This is a genomic window from Rhodococcus sp. PvR044 (genome assembly GCF_040548995.1).
Taxonomy (GTDB): domain Bacteria; phylum Actinomycetota; class Actinomycetes; order Mycobacteriales; family Mycobacteriaceae; genus Rhodococcus_G; species Rhodococcus_G oryzae.
On sequence record NZ_JBEPSX010000009.1, the window covers coordinates 81753 to 102912 of the forward strand.

The following is a 21160-nucleotide window of genomic DNA, read 5'->3' on the forward strand; positions in this document are numbered from 1 at the left end:
TCGACACCTCCAGGCTCGGCGAAGGGCTATCTCCGCCTGATCCGAGCGGTCAGCGCCGCGGCCTGCGCGGCGGCTCGCAGCACGCCACCGCACACAGGGCGCCGTTCGCGCCCGCCCCGTACAGCGGTTCCGATCCGAGCCGCTGCGGGGCGGCGCCGTCCGACTGCTCCCGCACCAGCGCCGAAACCAGCTGCGCGAAGCGCGGATCGGTGCCCGGCGTGCCGACCCGGACGTAACCAAGCCCGAGCTCGGCGGCCCTGTCCCTGGCCTCGGTGTCCAGGTCCCAGATCACCTCGAGGTGATCGGAGACGAAGCCCACCGGGCACACGATCACTGCCTCGGTGCCCGCCGCGGCCAGCGCGTCGAGGTGATCAGAGATGTCGGGCTCGAGCCACGGGATCTGCGGCGGACCCGACCGCGACTGCCAGACCAGGTCGAACTCCTCGACACCGACTGCATCCGCGCACAACCGGGCGGCCTCGGCCACCTGGCGGCTGTAGAGCCGGCCGCCGTCGGCGGGCGGACCAGCCGAGGCGTCGGCGGAGACGGGGATGGAGTGCGCGGTGAACACGAGCCGGGCCCCGGCGCGCCGGTCCGCGGGGAGCTGCTCGCGGGCCGCGACGATCGCCTCGGCGAACGCGGCGATGAGCAGGGGGTGGTCGTAGTACTGGCGCAACTTCACCAGCGCGGGCGCCCCGTCGCCGACCGCGGACCTCGCCCGCTCGATGTCCTCGTGGTACTGCCGGCAGCCGGAGTAGCCGCCCCACGCCGAGGTGGGGAACACCAGTGCCGAGCGGACACCGTCGTCGCGCATGCGAGCGACGGTGTCCTCGACCATCGGATGCCAGTTGCGGTTGCCGAAGTAGATCGGCAATTCGATTCCCGCACCAGTGAACTCGGACTCCACCGCGGCGATGATGTCGCGGTTGAGCCGATTGATCGGCGACACCCCACCGAAGTGCAGGTAGTGCTCGACCACCTCGTCGAGGCGCTCGGGCGGCACTCCCCTGCCCCTGGTCACGTTCTCCAGGAACGGGCGGACGTCGTCGGGCTTCTCGGGTCCGCCGAAGGAGAGCAGCAGCAGGGCATCGAACTCGGTGGTCATGGTGAGAGAGCTCGTACCTATCCGGCCATCGCGTGGAAGCCACCGTCGACGTAGATGATCGAGGCGCTGGTACCGGGCAGCCAGTCCGAGAGCACCGTGCAGACGCTCTTGGCGACGGGCGTCGGGTCATCGACGTTCCAGCCGATCGGTGCGACGTCGTCCCAACCCGTGTTCAGCCTGTCGAGCTCGGCACCCGGTCCGGTGCTGTCGCCCGCGATGGCCTTGGCGGCCAGGGTCTTGATCGGACCCGCGGCAACGAGGTTCGAGCGGATGCCACGGACGCCGACCTCCTTCGCCACGTAGCGGTTGACTGCCTCGAGGGTGGCCTTCGAGACACCCATCCAGTTGTAGAACGGCATCGCCCGCGACGGGTCGAAGTCCATGCCGACGATCGAGGCGTTGTCGTTGAGCACCGGCAGCAGTGCCTTCGCCAGCGACGCGTACGAGTAGGCCGACACCTCGAGTGCGGTCGAGATGTCCGACCACGGCGCGTCGAGGAAGGGTGCACCCAGGCCGGAGCGCGGAGAGAACGCGATGGAGTGCACGACGCCGTCGATGCCCTCGGGCGCGAGTTCACGGACGCGGTCCGCCAATGTCGCGAGGTGCTCATCGTCCTGCACGTTGAGCTCGATCGCAGGCGGCACCGGCTGCGGCAGGCGCTGCGCGATGCGGTCGATCAGCCGCAGCCGGTCGAACCCGGTGATGATGACCTTCGCACCCTGCTCCTGCGCCACCTTCGCGACGTGGAACGCGATCGACGAATCGGTGATGATCCCGGTGACGAGGATGGTCTTGCCTTCGAGCAGTCCGCCCATGTTTCTACTCCTGTGAATGAAAGTCGTTGGGTGCGTGATGTTTCGAGCGGAACTAGTGGCCCATACCCATGCCGCCGTCCACCGGGATGACCGCGCCGGAGACGTACGCGGAGTCCTCCGAGGCGAGGAAGCTGACCACGGCGGCGACGTCCTCTGCCTTGCCAACGCGCTGCAGCGGGATGAACTTCTTTGCCATCTCTTTCATGTCCTCCGGCAGATCGGCGGTCATGTCGGTCTCGATGAAGCCGGGCGCCACCACGTTCGCGGTGATGGACCGCGAACCCAGCTCGCGGGTCACCGAGCGCGCCAGACCGATCACGCCGGCCTTGGAGGCGGCGTAGTTGATCTGCCCGGCCTGACCGGCCATGCCCACCACCGAGCCGAGGAAGATCATCCGGCCCCAGCGTCCGCGCAGCATGCCCCGGTTGGCCCGCTTGGCGCAGCGGAAGGCGCCGGTCAGGTTGGCGTCGATGACGTTGGTGAACTGCTCCTCGGTCATCCGCATGAGCAGCGTGTCGTCGGTGATGCCCGCGTTGGCGACCAGCACCTCGACCGGACCCTGGTGCTCCTCGACCTCGGTGAACGCCCGATCCACCGACTCCGCGTCGGTGACGTCGCACTTCACGCCGAACAAGCCCTCGGGAACCCCGGACCCACGGTGCGTGACCGCCACCTTGTGGCCGTCCGCCGCCAGACGCTGGGCCACCGCGAGGCCGATGCCGCGGTTGCCTCCGGTCACGAGCACGGATCGGGACGGGGAGGGGGTGTTCGACATGCGATCAACCTATCTGTTCGTGTACGCCGCATCGGCGTCGGTCGGTGGAATTGTGGCGGGTCATGGCCCCGCTAGGGCAGGCGTTGGCGCAGAACCAGCGCCATGGCGAGCCCCGCCGTTGTGCACAGCACCCCGAGCACGAGCCAGGGCCTGCTGGCGTCGCCCCTGGTCGTCTCGAACCCGATCTGTTCCTCGAGGGTGTCGTAGACCTTGCGCAGCTCCTCGAGGCTGGATGCCGTGAAGAAACTACCTCCGGAGAGGTTCGCGATCTCGCGAAGCGACGGATCGTCGACCGGGACCGGGATCCGCTCGTCCTCGATGTCGACGGTGCCGTAGGTGGTGCCGAACGAGATCGTCGAGATCGGCACGCCCTTCTCCTTCGCCTCGCGTGCGGCGGTGTAGCCGCCGCGCGGGGCATCCGGGTCGTCCGGGACGGTCTGCTTCCCGTCGGAGAGGAGCACGATCCGCGCGGGCGGCGCCTGATCCCCGCCGCCAAGGACCGCACCGAGCGTCTCGATCGACTGCAGCGAGGTGAAGATGGCCTCGCCGGTCGCCGTGCGTTCGCTCAGCTTGAGGTGGTCGATCGCGGTCTTGGTCTCCTCGCGATTGATGGTCGGCGAGACCAGGACCGAGGCGGTACCCGCGAACGCGACGAGCCCGAGGTTGATCCCGGGCGTCAACCCGTCCGCGAAGTCCTTCGCGGCGGCCTTGGCGGCGTCGAACCGGGTCGGCTCGACGTCGGTGGCCTTCATCGACAGCGAAACGTCGATCACCATGATCACGGTGGCCCGGTTCCGCGGCACCCGCTTCTCCGAGGTCGGGCCTGCGAGCGCCACCGTGAGCAGCAACAGTCCGCACAGCACCAGCGCGGTGGGCACGTGCCGGTACCGTCCTGGCCGCGACGGGGCGACCTTCTCGAGCAGCTCGAGGTTGGAGAACCGGAGCAGATGCTTGTGCCTGGTGCGCTGGACGAGGACGTAGGCGACGGCGAGGGCCGCCACCACCACGAGGAACGCCAACCACAGGGGGGACGCGAAATCAGCGAAGCTCACTGGCGCGGCACCCGATTCACCCGAGCACCATAACTGTGTCGGCGCGACGCCACGAAGCGAACGACATCGGCGATCCAGTCCCGGTCGGTGCGCAGCGCCAGGACGGGAGCGCCGCACCCCCGCAGCGTGTGCTCGACGGCGCGGCGGTGCTCCTGCGCGGCCGCGGCGAAGTCGGCACGCAGTGAGGTGCTGGTGTGGAATTCCCGGGTCCGGCCCGTCTCCGGGTCGTGCAGCACCACGTCTCCGACATCCGGCAGCTCCAGGTCACGGGGGTCGAGGACCTCGATACCCAGCAGGTCGTGCCTGCCTGACAGCGCGCGCATCGACCGCTCCCAGTCGAGCGGACCGAGGAAGTCGCTGATCACCACGGCGAGCCCGCGTCGGCGCTGCGGTCGGCGCAGCGACTCGATTGCGCCACGCAGGTCGCCCCGCACCCCGTCCGGGGCGTGCGGGGTGGTCGCGATCTTCCGGAGCATCGCCTGCGCGTGCAACCGGCCGCCGCGCGCGGGGATGCGCACGGTCCGCTCGCCGGTCGCGACGATGGCACCGATCCGGTTGCCGCCCCCGCTGGTGAGGTGGGTGACGGCGGCCGCGGCGGCCACCGCCAGGTCGCGCTTCTCGGCCCCGGTCGTCCCGAAGTCCAGGCTCGCGGACAGGTCGACGACCAGCCACGTCTCGAGCTCGCGATCGGCGACGGACATCCGCACGTGCGGATGCGTCGTCCTCGCGGTCACCGACCAGTCCATCTGGCGAACGTCGTCGCCGGGCTGGTACTCGCGGGCGTCGCCCGATTCGGTGCCCGGCCCCGGGATCAGCCCGAGGTGCTCGCCGTGCAGGACGCCGTCGAGCCGCCTGCGGACCGTCAGCTCGAGAGTGCGCAGGGCCGCGGACAGCTCCGGGTTGCGCAGCTCGCCCGAACGGAACGAGGGCAACGCGCCGCCGTCACGATGAGCCGGGGCGCTCACCGCTGCTGGCCACCGACCGACGCGGTCGGGTCGGCGACAGCCTGTTGCTGCGGCGTGCCGTTGGACTGCGGGGCCGCCTGCGGGGCGACCGCTCCGTTCGGCGCCTGCGCGGGCGGGGCGACCGGCTGGGCCGCGACCTGCGGGAGACCGACGCTCTGCAACACCCGGGTGATGACGTCGTCGGGTGAGACGTCGTCCGCGAGGGCGTCGTACGAGAGCACCAGGCGGTGGCGGAGCACGTCCGGGATCACCTCGAGCACGTCCTGCGGCACCACGTAGTCACGTCCGCGCATCAGCGCGAGGGCGCGTGAGGCGGCGATGATGCCGAGCGTCGCGCGCGGCGAGGCGCCGTACGCGATCCACCCGGCCACGTCGGTCAGGCCCAGATCGGCGGGGGTACGGGTGGCCGCGATGACGCGAACCACGTAGTCCACAAGGGCGTGGTGCACGAAGACCGCGCTTGCGGCCTTCTGCAGGCGGATCAGCTCGGCGGGATCCAGGATCGGCTTCGGCTCGGGAGCCGCGACACCCATCCGGTAGACGATCTCGCGCTCCTCCTCCACGGACGGGTAGTCCACCAGGATCTTGAACAGGAAGCGGTCGCGCTGCGCCTCGGGCAGCTGGTAGACGCCCTCGCTCTCGATCGGGTTCTGGGTCGCCATCACCAGGAAGGGCTCCGGCATGGGGAACGTCTTGCCGCCGATGGTGACGTGGCGCTCGGCCATCACCTCGAGCAGTGCCGACTGGACCTTCGCTGGGGCCCGGTTGATCTCGTCGGCGAGCACGAAGTTCGCGACGACGGGACCGAGCTCGGTGTCGAACTCCTCCCGGCCCTGCCGGTAGATCCGGGTACCGACCAGGTCGGTGGGCACCAGGTCCGGGGTGAACTGCACGCGGGAGAACGAACCGCCGACGACGGTCGCGAAGGTCTCCACCGCCAGGGTCTTGGCGACGCCGGGCACGCCCTCGAGGAGCACGTGCCCCTTCGCGAGGAGTCCCACGAGAATGCGCTCGACCAGCCGGTCCTGCCCGACGATCACTCGCTTGACCTCGTAGATCACCTTCTCGAGGATCTGCACGTCCGTACTGCCGGTTGCCCCGTCAGCTGAGGTCACCAAGAATCCACCGCTTTCACATCGATCGCCTCGATCCGCCTCCGTGTCCCGGAATGCGGTCAGGTCGCTACACCATTCGGACCACGTACGGGGTCATGCCGTCCCAGCGCACCGGCGACACCTTGACGATGGAACCGGACTGCGGCGCCTCCAGCATCTCCCCATTGCCAAGGTACAGCGCAACATGCTGACTGGCGTTCGGTCCGTAGAAGATCATGTCGCCGCGTCGCATCTCCGAGGACGGAACCTGCTCGCCCGCGGTGTACTGATAGCCGGTGTAGTGCGGCAGCGAGACGCCGATGCCGGCGAAGGCGTAGATCATCAGGCCCGAGCAGTCGAAACCGACCTTGTTGAAATCGCCGTAACTGTCCGCCACGCCACCGTCACGGATACCGAGGGTCGGCCCGTTCTCGTCGCCGCCGCCCCAGGCGTAGGTGACACCGAGCTGCGACATCCCGCGGTCGATCACGGTCTCGACGGCGGCGCTGCCGGTGACGGCCGGTTTGGGCTTGCTCGGCTTCGGCTTCGGCTTGACCGGCTTCGTGGTGACCGGCGGCGACTCCTCGGACTCCTCCGACGCTTCGGACTCGGCCTCCTCGGATTCCGAGTCGACGGTGCCCGATTCCTCGGTGCCGTAATCGGTCGCGGTGTCGTCCTCGATCTGGGTGTGCGGGCGCTGTCCCGTGGCGAGCTCGCGGGCCCGGTCCTTCGCCGCCTGGTTTGCGGCGACGCGCGCCGCGGCCGCGGCCGCGACCTCTCGGGCAGCGGCCGCCGCGGCGGCGATCGCGGCCTGCTCGGCGGCCCGCTGGGTGTCCCAGTTGACGAACGCCTGACGCTGGCTCTGCAGCCCGGATACGTTCTCCCTTGCCGCCGCGAGCGCGGACTCCGCCGACGACTTCTGCGCCTCGATCGCGGCCTTCTTGCCTGCCTGCTCGGCCAACGCGGACCTCGCGACCGAGATGGCGTTCTCGGCGTCGGACTTGCGGGACTCGGCCGCGACTGCGGCGACATCCGCCTGTTGCTTCGCCTCGCGGGTCGACGAATCCTTGTTCGCCTGTTCGGTTCTCGCGCGTTGCAGCGCGTCCATCACCGAATTCTTGTTGGTGGCGAGGATCTTCATCACCTGGGCGCGGTCGAGCACGTCCCCTGGCCCCTGCGATCCCAGGAACGACGCGAAGGACGCGAGCCCGGTGCCCTGCTTGTACGTTCTGGCCGCGAACTCGTCGAACCTGGTCTGCGCCAACTCGATCTGGGCGCCCGCGTCCCGCAGGGCCTGCTGGCTGATGCCGACCGCACCCGCGGCCGCTGCGGCCGCGTCACGGGACATCTGCAGGTCGACCAGCGCCTTGTTCACCTGCTCACGCTTGATCGCGACCTCATCGTCTAGCGCACGCAACTGCTGGTCGGCGGCGGCCACGTCGTTGATGAGGGTGCTGACCTGACCGACGCGCTCGTCGACGCCCTGGCCGGCCTGTTGCAGTTCGGATTCGCTCGGATTCGGCGGTGGCGGCGGCACTGCGGCGGCCAGTCCAGGGGTTCCCGTGACCAAGGAGGCCACTATCGCCATTCCGATCAGCAGTTGTGCACTACGAGTCCTCGTGCGCGGTGCCCTTCGCCTCACAGGTCTCTCCCTCGGTTCTCCACCGAGCCGGACGGATCAGCGCTCAGCTCGGTCGTACCCGCACAGGGAAGACGCGCAAGCTCGGCAGCACACGACGTCAACAGGCCAACGTCGAACTCGCGCCACTTGCGTGGCCATGCTGCTCAAAGCGACACTTCTTCCCCATAAGTGCCAAAAGTATCGTACGACACAATGTCCACTAGTGGAACTCTAGTCACAAGAAAAACACTGGTTCGCACACCCACGGGGCGCCGTGAGCTGCGGGTTTGTCGAATCGGTTGCGAAAGATATTCGCGGAGTTGGGATTTCTCGCGGCGGACGGATCCATCCCGAGGCGGCGCGGACGGCCACCCGAATGAGTCGGCTTATCGAGCGTCGACGTCGCCGTCGACGGTGGCCGCCGAACGCCGTGAGCGCGCCCAAAGGCTCACCGCGGCAACGCCGCCGACCAGCAGCACCAGCGCCGCCGTAATGAGCCCGTACGGCGGGTCCGGCCGCGTGATCGCGCCGAGGAAATTGTCGGCCGAGGCCACCGCGTTTCCGGTGTACGCCTTGTCCTGCGCGTCCTCGACGGTGACCCGGCTGAGGGTGTCGCTGTAGGTACCCACCCAACTCGGGCTCAGCACCAGCACGGTGCCGCCCTCCTGCTTGCCCACCTCGGTCGCGATGTCCCGCAGTTGCGAATCCCGCACCGGGTTCGCCGCAAGCACGACGACGCTCAGCTCGACCCCGTCCTGCTCGGCCCGGACCACGACACTCCTGAGCCCGTCCACATCACTCGCGGGCGCCGACACCCCGTCGTCCTGGACGTCGGCCAGGATCGCGTCGATGCCGATATCGGGGGGGACGTCAGCCAGGACCGGACGAAACACAGAGGTGAGAGCAGCAGGCATCTTTCATCCGGATCGGGTCGAGGGATATGCAGCGGTTACGGGTACGACGGCATGGGGACCATCGCTGCTGACCCGATGCACATTACGTGACACTCGTCGCGGCGCGGCGAAACCCGGGATTGCCGCGTTGCGACCGCCGGTGCCGTCGACAAGAATCGACAGGTGTCGGATCGGGCGCGATGCGCCCTACGCACATGCCCGAAATTCTCACAGGACAAGCGTACTGTTAGACTTGCCGCGATGCGCCCGGCGTGACCGTTTGGTCCGCCGCGATGCGCTTCGCTTCAGCCGTCGGCACAGCCCCGTCGACGGCGAACCTCAATGACGAGTGGAGCTGACGTGAGCACCAGTATTGATTCGTTCGGCGCCAAGGGAACCCTCGAGGTCGGAGAGAACTCGTATGAGATCTTCCGCCTCAACGCCGTTCCCGGCACCGAGAAGTTGCCCTATGCACTGAAGGTCCTGGCAGAGAACCTGCTGCGCACCGAAGACGGCGCGAACATCACCGCCGACCACATCCGCTCGATCGCGAGCTGGGATCCGTCGGCCGACCCGAGCATCGAGATCCAGTTCACCCCGGCCCGCGTGATCATGCAGGACTTCACCGGCGTGCCCTGCATCGTCGACCTCGCCACCATGCGTGAGGCCGTCACCGCTCTCGGCGGCGACCCGAGCAAGGTCAACCCTCTCTCCCCCGCCGACATGGTCATCGACCACTCGGTCATCCTCGACGTCTTCGGCCGCGCCGATGCCCTCGAGCGCAACGTCGACCTCGAGTACCAGCGCAACGGCGAGCGTTACCAGTTCCTGCGCTGGGGCCAGGGCGCGTTCGACGACTTCAAGGTCGTCCCCCCGGGCATGGGCATCGTGCACCAGGTCAACATCGAGTACCTGGCGCCCACCGTCATGATCCGTAACGGCCAGGCGTACCCCGACACCTGCGTCGGCACCGACTCGCACACCACCATGGTCAACGGCCTCGGCGTGCTGGGCTGGGGCGTCGGCGGCATCGAGGCCGAGGCCGCGATGCTCGGCCAGCCGGTCTCCATGCTGATCCCGCGCGTCGTCGGCTTCAAGCTGACCGGCGAGATCAAGCCCGGCGTGACCGCCACCGACGTGGTGCTCACCGTCACCGACATGCTGCGCAAGCACGGTGTCGTCGGCAAGTTCGTGGAGTTCTACGGCAAGGGCGTCGCCGAGGTGCCGCTGGCCAACCGCGCCACCCTTGGCAACATGAGCCCCGAGTTCGGTTCCACCGCCGCGATCTTCCCGATCGACGAGGAGACCGTGAACTACCTGCGCCTGACCGGCCGCAGCGAGGAGCAGCTCGCGCTCGTCGAGGCGTACGCCAAGGAACAGGGCATGTGGCACGACGCCGACGCCGAGCCCAACTACTCCGAGTACCTCGAGCTGGATCTCGGCTCCGTGGTGCCGTCCATCGCAGGCCCGAAGCGCCCGCAGGACCGCATCCTGCTCTCGGACTCGAAGAACGCGTTCCGTCGCGACATCCACACCTACGTGGAGGATCACGCCGCAGCCGACCACAGCCAGCTGGACGAGGCCGTCGAGGAGTCCTTCCCCGCATCCGATCCCGCCGCGCTGTCCTTCGCCGACGACGGTGCGGGCGCCGTGGCGTCGGCCGCGAACGGCGCCGAGGGCCGCCCCTCCAAGCCGGTGCGCGTCACCACCCCGGAGCAGGGCGAGTTCGTGCTCGACCACGGCGCCGTCGTGGTCGCGGGCATCACCTCCTGCACCAACACCTCGAACCCGTCGGTGATGCTGGGCGCCGCCCTGCTGGCCCGCAACGCGGTCGAGAAGGGCCTGTCCACCAAGCCGTGGGTCAAGACCAACATGGCGCCGGGCTCGCAGGTCGTCAACGACTACTACGAGAAGGCCGGCCTCTGGCCGTACCTCGAGAAGCTCGGCTACTACCTCGGTGGCTACGGCTGCACCACCTGCATCGGCAACACCGGTCCCCTGCCGGAGAACATCTCCAAGGCGATCAACGACAACGACCTGTCGGTCACCGCGGTGCTCTCGGGCAACCGCAACTTCGAGGGTCGCATCTCCCCCGACGTCAAGATGAACTACCTGGCCTCCCCGCCGCTGGTCATCGCCTACGGTCTCGCAGGCACCATGGACTTCGACTTCGAGACCGATGCCCTCGGACAGGACCAGGACGGCAACGACGTCTTCCTGAAGGACATCTGGCCCTCGACGCAGGAGATCGAGGCGACCATCGCGTCCTCGATCAACCAGGACATGTTCGTCAACTCCTACGCCAACGTCTTCAAGGGCGACGAGCGCTGGCAGAACCTGTCCACCCCGGAGGGCGACACCTTCGCGTGGGACGAGAACTCGACCTACGTCCGCAAGGCGCCGTACTTCGAGGGCATGACGATGGAGACCACCCCGGTCACCGACATCACGGGCGCCCGCGTCCTTGCGCTGCTGGGCGACTCGGTCACCACCGACCACATCAGCCCGGCAGGCCCCATCAAGCCCGGTACCCCGGCCGCGCAGTACCTGGACGCCAACGGTGTCGAGCGCAAGGACTACAACTCCCTCGGCTCGCGTCGCGGTAACCACGAGGTGATGATCCGCGGCACGTTCGCGAACATCCGCCTGCGCAACCAGCTCCTCGACGACGTCTCGGGCGGCTACACCCGCGACTTCACCCTCGAGGGCGGCCCGCAGTCGTTCATCTACGACGCGTCGCAGAACTACCAGGCCGCCGGCATCCCGCTGGTCGTCCTCGGCGGCAAGGAGTACGGCTCCGGCTCCTCGCGTGACTGGGCCGCCAAGGGCACCAGCCTGCTCGGCGTCAAGGCCGTCATCACCGAGTCGTTCGAGCGCATCCACCGCTCCAACCTCATCGGCATGGGCGTTGTGCCGCTGCAGTTCCCGGTCGGCCAGTCCGCCGCGTCGCTGGGCCTGGACGGCACCGAGACCTTCGACATCACGGGCATCGCCAAGCTCAACGAGGGCGTCACCCCGAAGACCATGAAGGTCACGGCCACCAAGACGGACGGCACCAAGGTGGAGTTCGACGCGGTCGTCCGCATCGACACCCCCGGTGAGGCGGACTACTACCGCAACGGCGGCATCCTGCAGTACGTGCTCCGCAACATGATCAAGGGCTAGGCGCTACGCGCCCATGAGTGTTTTCGGCCCAGATCGGCACTAAGCGCGCACGACCACTTCCAGCGGACAGTTACCGACCGAGGAACGTGGTCGTGCGCGCTTAGTGCATGACGCGACATATCTCGCGAAGGGCCGAAAACACTCACGGGCGACCGACGAAGGAGGGAGCCTAGTGCCGAAGGTCAGCGAAGACCACCTCGCCGCACGGCGGAGCCAGATCCTCGACGGCGCTCGCCGCTGCTTCGCGGAGTACGGCTACGACGGTGCCACCGTGCGCCGCCTCGAGGAGACCACCGGTCTCTCGCGGGGAGCGATTTTCCACCACTTCAAGGACAAGGACGGCCTGTTCCTCGCGCTCGCGCACGAGGACGCCATGCGGATGGCCGATGTCGCCGCGAACCAGGGCCTTGTCCAGGTCATGCGGGACATGCTGGCCCAGCCGGACCAGTTCAACTGGCTCGGCACCCGGCTCGAGATCGCCCGCCGACTCCGGACCGACCCCGAGTTCGCGCGGGGCTGGTCCCAGCGCAGCGCGGAACTGACCGAGGCGACGATCAACCGGCTCGAACGCCAGAAGTCCGCGGGCCGGCTGCGGGACGACCTCCCGACCGATGTGCTGGTCGGTTATCTCGATCTGGTCCTCGACGGGCTCATCGCCCGGATCGCGTCGGGACACGCGGGCGAGAACCTGTCCGCCGTGCTGGACCTGGTCGAGGAATCGGTCCGCCGCAGGGAGTGACGCGATCGGCGCCCGCGATCAATGCGAGAGGCGGCCGCGGCGGTTCGCGCCGCCGCGGCCGCGCAGCGTCACGCCCGCCTCGGTGAGCAGGGCCCGGATGAATCCGTACGAGCGGCCGGTGGCGTCCGCCAGCGTCCGGATGCTTGTGCCCGACTGATAGCGATCCCGCAGCTCGGTCTGCAGGGCCTCCCGCGCACCCCCAGACACCCGGGCGCCCTTGGGTAGTCGCGTGAGCTCGGCCATGGCTGACCTCCGTACAGGAGTGCGCACGAATCCCTCGCGCGCGGCGCGTGCCGTCATTCGGCGGACTTGAGCGAACACTCTCAGGCTAGCCACCCGCGCCGCGCCGCGGCAACGATCAGGCCAGCTGAATCAGTTCCAGGTACTCCTGCGACCAGTGGTCCTCCTGGCCGTCGGGCAGCAGGATGACCCGCTCCGGGTTCAGCGCCTCCGCGGCGCCGGGGTCGTGGGTGACCAGCACGACGGCACCCTTGTAGCTGCGCAGCGCGTCGAGCACCTGCTCGCGCGAGATCGGGTCCAGGTTGTTGGTCGGCTCGTCCAGCAGCAGGACGTTGGCCGCCGAGGAGACCAGGCCGGCCAGCGCGAGGCGCGTCTTCTCACCGCCGGAGAGGGTGCCGGCAGGCTGCTCGAGCTGCGGGCCGGTGAACATGAACGCGCCGAGCAGCGAGCGCAGCTCCTGCTCCCCCGTGTCCGGCGCGGCGTGCCGGATGTTCTCCCACACCGAGGCGTCGTCGTCGAGGGTGTCGTGCTCCTGCGCGAAGTAGCCGACCTTCATCCCGTGACCGGGCACCAGCTCGCCGGCATTGGCCTGCTCGGTGCCCGCCAGGATCCGCAGCAGGGTCGTCTTGCCCGCGCCGTTGAGCCCGAGCACGACCACCCGGCTACCGCGGTCGATGGCCAGGTCGACGCCCGCGAAGATCTCCAGCGAGCCGTACATCTTGGTCAGGTTCTTCGCCATCAGCGGCGTCTTGCCGCAGGCCGCGGGCTCCGGGAAGCGGATGTGCGCGACCTTGTCCGAGACCCGGACCTCGTCGAGGGCGGCCATCAGCTTGTCGGCGCGCTTGGCCATGTTCTGGGCCGCGGTCGCCTTCGTCGCCTTGGCACCGAGCTTGGCGGCCTGCACCCGCAGTGCGCCCGCCTTCTTCTCGGCGTTGGCGCGCTCGCGCCGCCGCCGCTGCTCGTCGGTGGCGCGCGCGTCGAGGTACTTCTTCCAGTTCATGTTGTAGATGTCGGCCTCGCCGCGGACCGCGTCCAGGAACCAGACCCGGTTCACGACGTCCCCGAGGAGCTCCACGTCGTGGCTGATCACGATGAGCCCACCGTCGTGGTTCTGCAGGAACCCGCGCAGCCAGGTGATCGAGTCGGCGTCGAGGTGGTTGGTGGGCTCGTCGAGGAGCAGCGTGGTGTCCGATCGGCCGCCGCTGCCGTCCGAGGCGGCGAACAGGATGCGGGCCAGCTCGACGCGGCGGCGCTGACCACCGGACAGCGTGCGCAGCGGCTGGGCGAGGATCCGGTCCGCGAGCCCGAGGCTGTTGCAGATCCGGGCCGCCTCGCTCTCCGCGACGTAGCCGCCGAGGGACGAGAACCGGTCCTCCAACGCGCCGTACCTGCGCACGGCCTTGTCCAGCTCGGCGCCGTCGACCAGCTCGGCCATCAGGGTCTGCTGCTTTTCCATGTCCCGGATGATGGTGTCCAGGCCTCGCGCGGAGAGCACCCGGTCCTTGGCGAGGACGCTGAGGTCGCCCTCCTTGGGGTCCTGCGGGAGGTATCCGAGGTCGCCGGTGCGGATCACCGAGCCCGCGTAGGGCTCGCCCTCGCCCGCGAGGATGCGCAGCGTGGTGGTCTTGCCTGCACCGTTCCGGCCGACGAGGCCGATCCGGTCGCCTGCCTGGACCCGCAGGGCGGGTCCCGGCGCGGAGAGCAAGGTCCGCACACCGGCACGAACTTCGAGGTCGGTGGCGGTAATCAACTAGAACTCCTAAATGGAAACGGGAAACTTTTTCGTGGCCGGGCAAACGCCGACGGCGCACGAGACACAAGAACGCTCCACTTTACCGTGACATTCCCTGCGGTAGTTGCGCGGCGATGTGATTCGGCTAACGTTCCGCAGATGACGCACCCGAAGGATCTGCAGGGAAAGACGGCGCTGGTCACGGGCGCGAGCCGCGGCATCGGCCGGGCCATCGCGGCCGAATTCCTCGCGCGCGGCGCCGCGGTCGCCATCACCGCCCGCAAGCCGGAGCCGCTGGAGGCCGCCGCGCAGGAGCTTCGTACCGCCGTCGCCGGGGCCGTTGTCCTGCCGATCGCGGGCAACGCGGGCGACGCGGACGCGCGCGCGGAGGCGGTCACGCGGACCGTGGCCGAGCTGGGCTCGCTCGACATCCTGGTCAACAACACCGGCATCAACCCGGTCTTCGGGTCGCTGATGGATGCCGACCTGGACGCGGTCAGGAAGATCTTCGACGTGAACGTGGTCGCCGCTCTCGGCTACATCCAGCAGGCATACAAGGCCTGGATGGGCGAACACGGCGGCGCGGTGGTCAACCTGGCCAGCGTCGGCGGACTGCGATCGACCGGGGTGATCGCCGCCTACGGCGCCTCGAAGGCTGCGCTGATCCGCCTGACCGAGGAACTGGCCTGGCAGCTCGGGCCGAAGATCCGGGTCAACGCGGTGGCCCCTGGCATCGTGAAGACGCAGTTCGCGGCCGCCCTGGTCGCGGCGGGCGAGGATCAGGCCGCGGCCGGCTACCCGATGAAGCGGCTCGGGTCGCCGGAGGACGTCGCGAACCTGGTCGGATTCCTGGTCTCGGACGCCGCCTCCTGGATCACCGGCGAGACGGTCCGGGTGGACGGCGGGCTGCTCTCGACGGGTTCGATGTAGTCATGAGTGAGGAGATGCTGTGACCATTCGTCGAGTCGTGCCGGACATCCGCACCGACGATCTGGACGGGAGCCGCAGGTTCTACGGCCTCCTCGGCTTCGTTGAAGTCATGAACCTGGGCTGGGTGAGGACCCTGGCGTCGCCGTCGAACCCGACGGCCCAGCTGACGCTCATGGGCGCGGACGCCACCGCGGCCGTCCATCCCGACCTGAGCGTCGAGGTGGACGACGTGGACGCGGTGTACGCGACCGTCGTCGAGGCGGGCGCGGAGATCGTGCACCCACTGCAGGACGAGGAGTGGGGCGTGCGCCGGTTCTTCGTCCGCGACCCCAACGGCCGCGTGGTCAATGTCGTGAGCCACCAGTGATCCGATGACGACCCGCGAACCGGCGGCCGATCTCGCCGTGGTCGGACTGGGGCCTGCCGGCCGGGCGCTGGCCCACCGGGCCACCGCCGCCGGGCTCGACGTGGTCGCCGTCGATCCGCATCCCGACCGTCGCTGGACGCCCACCTACGCGGCGTGGTGCGACGAGCTGCCGGATTGGCTCGGCGGGCACTCGGTGGCCGCGGCCCGGGTCGACCGGCCCCGGGTGTGGACCACCCGCGAGCACGTGCTGGCGCGGCCCTACTGCGTGCTCGACAACGACGCGTTGCGGGCGGCGCTGGATCTCGGCTCCGCCCGGGTGCTCGCCGGAACCGCCGCCGACGTCGAGCCGGACCGGGTGATCCTCCGGGACGGCAGCCGACTGCGCGCCCGACAGGTGATCGATGCCCGCGGCGCCCGGCCCGCGCGGGGACTGGCGGAGCAGACCGCCTACGGCGTGGTGGTGTCCGGGGAGGCCGCGGTCCCGATCGTCGGGGACGGCGAGGCATGGTTCATGGACTGGCGCGCGGACAACGGTGCGGCACCGGACGAGACCCCGTCGTTCCTCTACGCGGTCCCCCTCGGCCACGACCGGGTCCTCCTCGAGGAGACCTGCCTGGTGGGCAGACCGGGGCTGTCCCAGGAGGTGTTGCGCACGCGCCTGGAGACCAGGCTGCGCGCGCGGAGGGTGCCGGTTGCCGCCAACGGGGAACGCGAACGGGTGCGGTTCCCGGTTCAGGTTCCGCGCGCGGAGGGCGCGACGGCCACGTTCGGCGCCCGCGCCGGGATCATGCACCCCGGCACCGGATACAGCGTCGCCGCCGCGCTGTCCGCCGTCGACGGGCTGGTCGGCGCCATCCTCGACGACGACGATCCGACAGCCGCGCTGTGGCCGCCCGCCGCCCGGGCGGTCCGCGGTCTGCGCGAGGTCGGGCTGCGCGCGCTGCTCCGGCTGCCACCCCCACTCACAACGGAGTTCTTCGAGGCGTTCTTCGACTTGCCCGCCGGCCGACAGCACGCCTATCTCTCCGAGCGTGCCGACCCGGTGGCCGTGGGCCTGGCGATGGCCGCGGTGTTCCGACGAGCCCCGAACCCGGTCCGGCGCACGCTGGCGAGAGCGGCGCTGCCGACCATCAACCCCAGGCGCTGATCTCGGCCACGACCTCGGTGACCGCGCCGGGGACACCGTCGATCGCCCAGACCGCAAGACCAACCGCGACGAGGGTCAGCAGCGGACCGAGCACCACCTTTTCGACCGTGCCGCCTGCCCGGATCGAGAGCATCGACGGCAGGCGCAGCTCCCACCACCGCCTGCGCCCCCAGGGCAGGAACGGCGCGAGGAACGGCACGCCCTCCTTGGTGATCGCATCGCCGAGGCAGTGCACCGCGCATCCGAGGCCAACCGCGACGCCGAGTGCCCTGGAGCCCACCTCGTCCGGGTACCAGGTCCAGGTGAACGCCGAGAGCGCCGCGGCGACGAGGGTGACCGCGATCCAGCCGTTGCGCGCGGCCCAGCTCCCCGCCAGGCCGCGCAGCGCCAGGCCGAGGGTGACGAACAGGGTGCCGATGATCGCCGGGCGCCCGAACTCGATCACCAACGCGGAGATACCCGCGCTCAACGCGATCGCGAACAACGCTGTGTGCGTGAGCGTCCGATGGCCGCCGCGACGCTTGGGGTCCCGTTTCCCGCGGGTGAGCCGGTAGAACCACAACGAGAGCTCGTCCACACCGCGGGCGACCAGCTGGCTGACCGGACCGAAGGACCTCGCGACCGTGGACTGCGCCGTGTCGAGGTCGGGCAGCAGCGCGGCACCCGCGCACACTCCCGCAAAGGTGAACACCTCGGCCGTCGAGGTCGGCCCACCCCATTCGGGTGGAAGAACCTGTGCGGCAAGCAGACCCGCGACCGCGCCGGAAACAGCATGGGTAGCACCCATCACCATGTGAGAGAACGCCTTTCGGAGAAACCGTCGAGCAGTGCCCGATCGGAGCCGCCCACACAAAACTAGCAACCCGCACCGACACGCCACCTCGACAGCCGTCAACGCACGCCGACCCCGCGAACGGTCAGCCCTCCAGCGGCACGCTCCTCGCCAACGGCTTGCCGTCGAGGTTCGCCGGGCGCGGCACGCCGAGGGTCTCCAGCACGATCGGGGTGATGTCGGTGATCGTGTAGCCGTTGTCGATGCCGCCCGCCTGGTATCCATCGCCGCGCGCGATCACGAAAGTCGATGCCTCGTCGGGGGTCTGGCCGCCGTGCCCACCGAACAGCAGGTGACCGTGGTCGGCGGTGACCAGCACGGTCCACCCCTCGCCGGTGTCGCGCTGACGCTGGTCCACCGCAGCAACGATCCTGCCGACCTCGATGTCCTCCGCTTCCACGGCCTAGTTGTACGCGGGGCCGAGGGTGCCGGTCCAGTGCCCGGCCCCGTCCACCTGATCCACCTGGGTGAAGATGAAATCGGGCCGGCCAGGGTCGGTCCTCTCGATCTGGGTGAACGCACTGGGGTACTGGTCGTACCGGGCGCCGGCGAAGGAGTTGTCCTGGACGCCGTGCTCGGCGTTCCAGACACCGGTCAAGATCGTGGACCAGGACGGCGCGGAGATGGTCGGGTGGCCCAGGATCGACGAGGATCCGGTGGTCCCCTCCGCCATCAGCCGGTCCAGGTTCGGGGTGTTGACGGCCTTGATGTGGTCGAGCATCGTTCCGTCGAGTCCGATGACGACGATCTTTGGGGGGCCGTTCGGCGCGACGGCAGCCGGAGGCGTTGCGGCGATCCGATCCTCCTCAACCCAGACCCGCGACCTGGTCCGGTGTCTTGTCGGGACGGAGACCGCGCCAGCTCGGGTGGCGCAGCCTCCCGTCGCCGGTCACCTCCGAGTACCGCACCTCCCCCACGATTTCCGGGCGCACCCAGTGGGCGGTGCGAGCATCCACCGCGGGGACCGCGTCGCCGAACGGCGAGCTGTCCGCGGACGCGTCGGCCAACAGACGCGCCAGCCGCGCCAGGGCGGCATCGCTGAAACCGGTCCCGACCTTGCCGACGTACCGCAGGCCACCGGCGCCCTCCGGCACACCGAGCAGCAGGGATCCGATACCCCCCGACCGACGACCCTCCCCCTGCTGCCAGCCACCCACCACCACCTCGAGGTCCAGGAAATGCTTGAGCTTGAGCCAGGACGCGGATCGGCCTGCCCGGTAGGTCGAGTCCCAGCGCTTGGCGACCAGCCCCTCCATCCGGGCGGTTCGACTGGACTCGAGCGCCTCACCGAGATCCGCGGGCGCCAGCGGGAGCACCCGCCAGGGCTCGTCCTCGTCCAGGCGTATCGCGTCGAGCACCCTGCGCCGGTCCCGGTAGACCTTGGCGCGCAGGGACGTCCCGTCGAGCTGCAGGACGTCGAAGATCTCCAACAGCACCGGGTACTTCTCCGCCGCCGCTCGCACATCGCGCGGCTTCGTCAGGCCCATCCGCTGCTGCAGCCGGCCGAAGCTCGGGGCGCCGTCGTCGCCGAGCACCACGATCTCCCCGTCCACCACGCCCGAATGACCGTGCAGGCCTCCCGGAACGGCCAGCAACTCCGGATAGCCCGCCGTGAGGTCCGATCCGCTGCGGCTGACCAGCCGGACCGTGGACACGCCGCTCTCGGCGTCGTGATCGAAATGCACAAGGGCGCGAATACCGTCCAGCTTCGGCTCCAGGGCCCACACCTCGGGGTCGGCCCTGGACGTGAAGTCCTCCACGGTCACCGCCGACGCCAGCATCGGGGCCAGATCGCTCGCGGCGGCGCGAGATCGGCGCGAGGAACCTGGGCGCTCGGGCTCCGGAGCAGGCGGGATCCCCGGCTGCTCACCCCCCGCTGTTATCCGGTCGAGGACCTCGCGGAAGTCCAACTGGCGCAGTCCCGGCTGGGTCAGCTCGTCCCAGGTCCGCGGGGCGGCCACGTTCGGGATCGCGGTGCCGCGCAGCGAGTACGGCGACACCGTCGTCTTCGACGCCGAGTTCTGACTCCAGTCCACGAATACCCTGCCGGCACGCTCGGCCCTGGTCATCTTGGAGATCACCGACTTCGGCGTCTCCCGTTCGAGTTCGACCGCGATCTTCTTCGCGAACTCCACGCACCGCGCCGCCGTCCAGCCCTCCCCGATCCCGGCGTACAGGTGAATCCCCTTGCTGCCACTGGTCACCGGCAGCGCACCAAGGCCGCTGTCCGCAAGCCGATCACGAACCCGCAGGGCCACCTCGGCACACTCCTCCAGCGTGACGCCCGGCCCCGGGTCGAGGTCGATCACCAGGCGGTCCGGGTCCATCGGTACGCCGCCCGCGCCGAATCTCCATTGCGGCACATGGAACTCGAGCGAGCCCGCCTGAGCGAAATACACCAGCGACGCCAGGTCGTCGACGATCGGGTAGGTGATGGTCTTCGACGAGTGCGTCATGGTCCGGCGATCCACCCAGTCCGGTGTCGACACGTCGACGTTCTTCTGGAAGAACGGCGTCGCGGACGTGCCGTCCGGCCAGCGCTTTCTCGTGACCGGACGACCGGCGAGCAGCGGCACCATCAGCGGCCCGACCGTGGTGAAATACTGCAGGACCTCCGCCTTGGTGGTCCCCGTCTCGGGGTAGAGAACCTTGTCCAGATTGGTCAGGGACAGGCGCCTGCCCTCCACCATCACCGCGGTGTTGTGACTCATGCTCTGCCCACCCATTTTCGGGTACTGCCTGGCCTGATCCCGTCCTGTGCACCATCATGGTTTCATGCGGTCTATTTGGAAAGGCTCCATCGCGTTCGGGCTCGTGAACGTCCCGGTGAAGGTCTACACCGCGACCGAGGACCATGACATCAAGTTCCACCAGGTCCACGGCGCCGATGGCGGCCGCATCAAATACAACCGTGTCTGCCAGGAATGCGGCAAGACCATCCAGTTCGCCGACATCGACAAGGCGTATTCGTCCGAGGACGGGACGCAGGTGATCCTCACCGACGAGGACTTCGACGAGCTGCCCGCCGCCGAGAAGCACGAGATCCCGGTCCTACAGTTCGTGCCGTCCGAGCAGATCGATCCGATCCTGTTCGAGAAGAGCTACTACCTCGAGCCGGACTCCGCCTCCCCCAAGGCCTACCAGCTGCTCGCGTCCACACTGACCGAGAGCGACCGCACCGCGCTGGTGCACTTCACGCTGCGTCAGCGCACCCGGCTCGCCGCACTGCGGGTGCGTGAGGGCGTGCTGGTCATCCAGACCCTGCTCTGGCCCGACGAGGTGCGGGCCGCGGAGTTCGAGACCCTCGACAAGGCGGCCGCTCCGAGCGACAAGGAACTGACGATGGCAAAGTCGTTGGTGGAGTCGATGTCCGAGGACTTCGAGCCCGAGTCGTACACCGACGAGTACCAGATCCAGCTGCAGAAGATGCTCGACGAGGCGATCAAGAACGGCGGCAAGAAGGTCACCCCGCCGGAGGAGGTCGCCGCACACAAGGAGGACGCGGAGGTCGTGGACCTGGTCGCCGCCCTGCAGCGCAGCGTCGATGCGGCGAAGTCGGGCAAGTCCGGCGAGGCTGCCCCGAAGGCCGCGCCCGCGAAGAAGTCCGCGGCCAAGAAGGCACCCGCCAAGCGCTCCCCCACCCGCAAGACCGGCTGAACCGCCCCGCGGGATCGCGTCCCCCTCCCGT

General features: G+C 69.1%; 20 protein-coding genes. 6 read left to right on the forward strand and 14 right to left on the reverse strand.

Going from position 1 to position 21160, the window contains the following annotated elements:
- Window positions 1–49: 49 nt before the first annotated feature.
- From ABIC28_RS20060 to ABIC28_RS20095, 8 genes are all read right to left on the reverse strand, one after another.
- Entirely contained in the window at window positions 50–1105 is a 1056-nt protein-coding gene (locus ABIC28_RS20060) for a ferrochelatase (RefSeq protein WP_097209823.1), read from the reverse strand.
- A 17-nt stretch (window positions 1106–1122) separates the two neighbouring features.
- Complete coding sequence (gene inhA / locus ABIC28_RS20065; RefSeq protein WP_097209824.1) at window positions 1123–1920, reverse strand: NADH-dependent enoyl-ACP reductase InhA; 798 nt, start codon at window positions 1918–1920, stop codon at window positions 1123–1125.
- A 52-nt stretch (window positions 1921–1972) separates the two neighbouring features.
- Window positions 1973–2695 (reverse strand): 3-oxoacyl-ACP reductase FabG1, encoded by a 723-nt coding sequence (gene fabG1 / locus ABIC28_RS20070; RefSeq protein WP_027501904.1) that lies wholly within the window; start codon window positions 2693–2695, stop codon window positions 1973–1975.
- 71 nt (window positions 2696–2766) lie between these two features.
- On the reverse strand, window positions 2767–3747 hold the full coding sequence (locus tag ABIC28_RS20075) for a VWA domain-containing protein (protein WP_097209826.1): 981 nt from the start codon (window positions 3745–3747) through the stop codon (window positions 2767–2769).
- Window positions 3744–4712: a DUF58 domain-containing protein gene (locus tag ABIC28_RS20080; RefSeq protein ID WP_097209827.1), complete on the reverse strand. Its 969-nt coding sequence runs from the start codon at window positions 4710–4712 to the stop codon at window positions 3744–3746. Before ABIC28_RS20080 ends, ABIC28_RS20075 begins: the two co-directional genes overlap by 4 nt.
- The gene (locus ABIC28_RS20085) at window positions 4709–5830 is read right to left on the reverse strand and encodes a chaperone MoxR1 (protein WP_136909387.1); all 1122 of its coding nucleotides are present in this window, start codon (window positions 5828–5830) and stop codon (window positions 4709–4711) included. Before ABIC28_RS20085 ends, ABIC28_RS20080 begins: the two co-directional genes overlap by 4 nt.
- A gap of 64 nt (window positions 5831–5894) precedes the next feature.
- Window positions 5895–7394, reverse strand: coding sequence for an NlpC/P60 family protein (locus ABIC28_RS20090; protein WP_097209829.1), 1500 nt, complete (start codon window positions 7392–7394; stop codon window positions 5895–5897).
- Window positions 7395–7813: 419 nt separating this feature from the next.
- Window positions 7814–8320 (reverse strand): Rv1476 family membrane protein, encoded by a 507-nt coding sequence (locus tag ABIC28_RS20095; RefSeq protein ID WP_354580504.1) that lies wholly within the window; start codon window positions 8318–8320, stop codon window positions 7814–7816.
- Window positions 8321–8662: 342 nt separating this feature from the next.
- Between ABIC28_RS20095 and ABIC28_RS20100 the strand changes: the two genes are divergently transcribed.
- Entirely contained in the window at window positions 8663–11485 is a 2823-nt protein-coding gene (locus tag ABIC28_RS20100; RefSeq protein ID WP_502945051.1) for an aconitate hydratase, read from the forward strand.
- Between the two features lie 172 nt (window positions 11486–11657).
- A complete protein-coding gene (locus ABIC28_RS20105; protein WP_077041562.1) occupies window positions 11658–12224 on the forward strand; it encodes a TetR/AcrR family transcriptional regulator in 567 nt (188 codons plus the stop codon).
- Between the two features lie 18 nt (window positions 12225–12242).
- On the opposite strand, the gene ABIC28_RS20110 is transcribed toward ABIC28_RS20105, so the two are convergent.
- Together ABIC28_RS20110 and ABIC28_RS20115 are read right to left on the reverse strand one after the other, a co-directional pair.
- The gene (locus ABIC28_RS20110) at window positions 12243–12467 is read right to left on the reverse strand and encodes a helix-turn-helix domain-containing protein (protein ID WP_077041561.1); all 225 of its coding nucleotides are present in this window, start codon (window positions 12465–12467) and stop codon (window positions 12243–12245) included.
- Between the two features lie 115 nt (window positions 12468–12582).
- On the reverse strand, window positions 12583–14214 hold the full coding sequence (locus ABIC28_RS20115; RefSeq protein WP_209926329.1) for an ABC-F family ATP-binding cassette domain-containing protein: 1632 nt from the start codon (window positions 14212–14214) through the stop codon (window positions 12583–12585).
- Between the two features lie 141 nt (window positions 14215–14355).
- Between ABIC28_RS20115 and ABIC28_RS20120 the strand changes: the two genes are divergently transcribed.
- From ABIC28_RS20120 to ABIC28_RS20130, 3 genes are read left to right on the forward strand one after another with little or no spacing between them, the layout of a single operon-like run.
- Window positions 14356–15126 carry an SDR family oxidoreductase gene (locus ABIC28_RS20120; RefSeq protein ID WP_097209832.1) on the forward strand — a complete coding sequence of 257 codons (771 nt, stop codon included), beginning with the start codon at window positions 14356–14358 and terminating at the stop codon, window positions 15124–15126.
- Window positions 15127–15145: 19 nt separating this feature from the next.
- The gene (locus ABIC28_RS20125; protein ID WP_209926328.1) at window positions 15146–15493 is read left to right on the forward strand and encodes a VOC family protein; all 348 of its coding nucleotides are present in this window, start codon (window positions 15146–15148) and stop codon (window positions 15491–15493) included.
- A 4-nt stretch (window positions 15494–15497) separates the two neighbouring features.
- The gene (locus tag ABIC28_RS20130) at window positions 15498–16640 is read left to right on the forward strand and encodes a lycopene cyclase family protein (RefSeq protein ID WP_097209834.1); all 1143 of its coding nucleotides are present in this window, start codon (window positions 15498–15500) and stop codon (window positions 16638–16640) included.
- On the opposite strand, the gene ABIC28_RS20135 is transcribed toward ABIC28_RS20130, so the two are convergent.
- The 4 genes from ABIC28_RS20135 to ligD form a co-directional block, all read right to left on the reverse strand.
- Entirely contained in the window at window positions 16624–17433 is an 810-nt protein-coding gene (locus ABIC28_RS20135; RefSeq protein WP_354580510.1) for a metal-dependent hydrolase, read from the reverse strand. The two genes, ABIC28_RS20130 and ABIC28_RS20135, sit on opposite strands and share 17 nt — an antisense overlap.
- A gap of 124 nt (window positions 17434–17557) precedes the next feature.
- Window positions 17558–17872: a hypothetical protein gene (locus tag ABIC28_RS20140; protein WP_245220923.1), complete on the reverse strand. Its 315-nt coding sequence runs from the start codon at window positions 17870–17872 to the stop codon at window positions 17558–17560.
- Between the two features lie 3 nt (window positions 17873–17875).
- On the reverse strand, window positions 17876–18268 hold the full coding sequence (locus ABIC28_RS20145; RefSeq protein ID WP_306455708.1) for an alkaline phosphatase family protein: 393 nt from the start codon (window positions 18266–18268) through the stop codon (window positions 17876–17878).
- A gap of 10 nt (window positions 18269–18278) precedes the next feature.
- Window positions 18279–20183, reverse strand: a complete 1905-nt coding sequence (ligD, locus tag ABIC28_RS20150) for a non-homologous end-joining DNA ligase (RefSeq protein ID WP_354580512.1) — start codon at window positions 20181–20183, stop codon at window positions 18279–18281.
- A 64-nt stretch (window positions 20184–20247) separates the two neighbouring features.
- Between ligD and ku the strand changes: the two genes are divergently transcribed.
- Window positions 20248–21129, forward strand: coding sequence for a non-homologous end joining protein Ku (gene ku, locus ABIC28_RS20155; RefSeq protein ID WP_097209837.1), 882 nt, complete (start codon window positions 20248–20250; stop codon window positions 21127–21129).
- Window positions 21130–21160 lie beyond the last annotated feature (31 nt).

What these genes read in the sequence shown, in the direction of transcription:
- ABIC28_RS20100 (WP_502945051.1), top strand. Translation starts at nt 8,663, where the DNA reads ATGACGAGTGGAGCTGACGTGAGCACCAGTATTGATTCGTTCGGCGCC.
- ligD (WP_354580512.1), bottom strand. Translation starts at nt 20,183, where the DNA reads ATGAGTCACAACACCGCGGTGATGGTGGAGGGCAGGCGCCTGTCCCTG.
- ABIC28_RS20135 (WP_354580510.1), bottom strand. Translation starts at nt 17,433, where the DNA reads ATGGTGATGGGTGCTACCCATGCTGTTTCCGGCGCGGTCGCGGGTCTG.
- ABIC28_RS20110 (WP_077041561.1), bottom strand. Translation starts at nt 12,467, where the DNA reads ATGGCCGAGCTCACGCGACTACCCAAGGGCGCCCGGGTGTCTGGGGGT.
- inhA (WP_097209824.1), bottom strand. Translation starts at nt 1,920, where the DNA reads ATGGGCGGACTGCTCGAAGGCAAGACCATCCTCGTCACCGGGATCATC.
- ABIC28_RS20120 (WP_097209832.1), top strand. Translation starts at nt 14,356, where the DNA reads ATGACGCACCCGAAGGATCTGCAGGGAAAGACGGCGCTGGTCACGGGC.
- ABIC28_RS20090 (WP_097209829.1), bottom strand. Translation starts at nt 7,394, where the DNA reads ATGGCGATAGTGGCCTCCTTGGTCACGGGAACCCCTGGACTGGCCGCC.
- fabG1 (WP_027501904.1), bottom strand. Translation starts at nt 2,695, where the DNA reads ATGTCGAACACCCCCTCCCCGTCCCGATCCGTGCTCGTGACCGGAGGC.
- ABIC28_RS20060 (WP_097209823.1), bottom strand. Translation starts at nt 1,105, where the DNA reads ATGACCACCGAGTTCGATGCCCTGCTGCTGCTCTCCTTCGGCGGACCC.
- ku (WP_097209837.1), top strand. Translation starts at nt 20,248, where the DNA reads ATGCGGTCTATTTGGAAAGGCTCCATCGCGTTCGGGCTCGTGAACGTC.
- ABIC28_RS20130 (WP_097209834.1), top strand. Translation starts at nt 15,498, where the DNA reads ATGACGACCCGCGAACCGGCGGCCGATCTCGCCGTGGTCGGACTGGGG.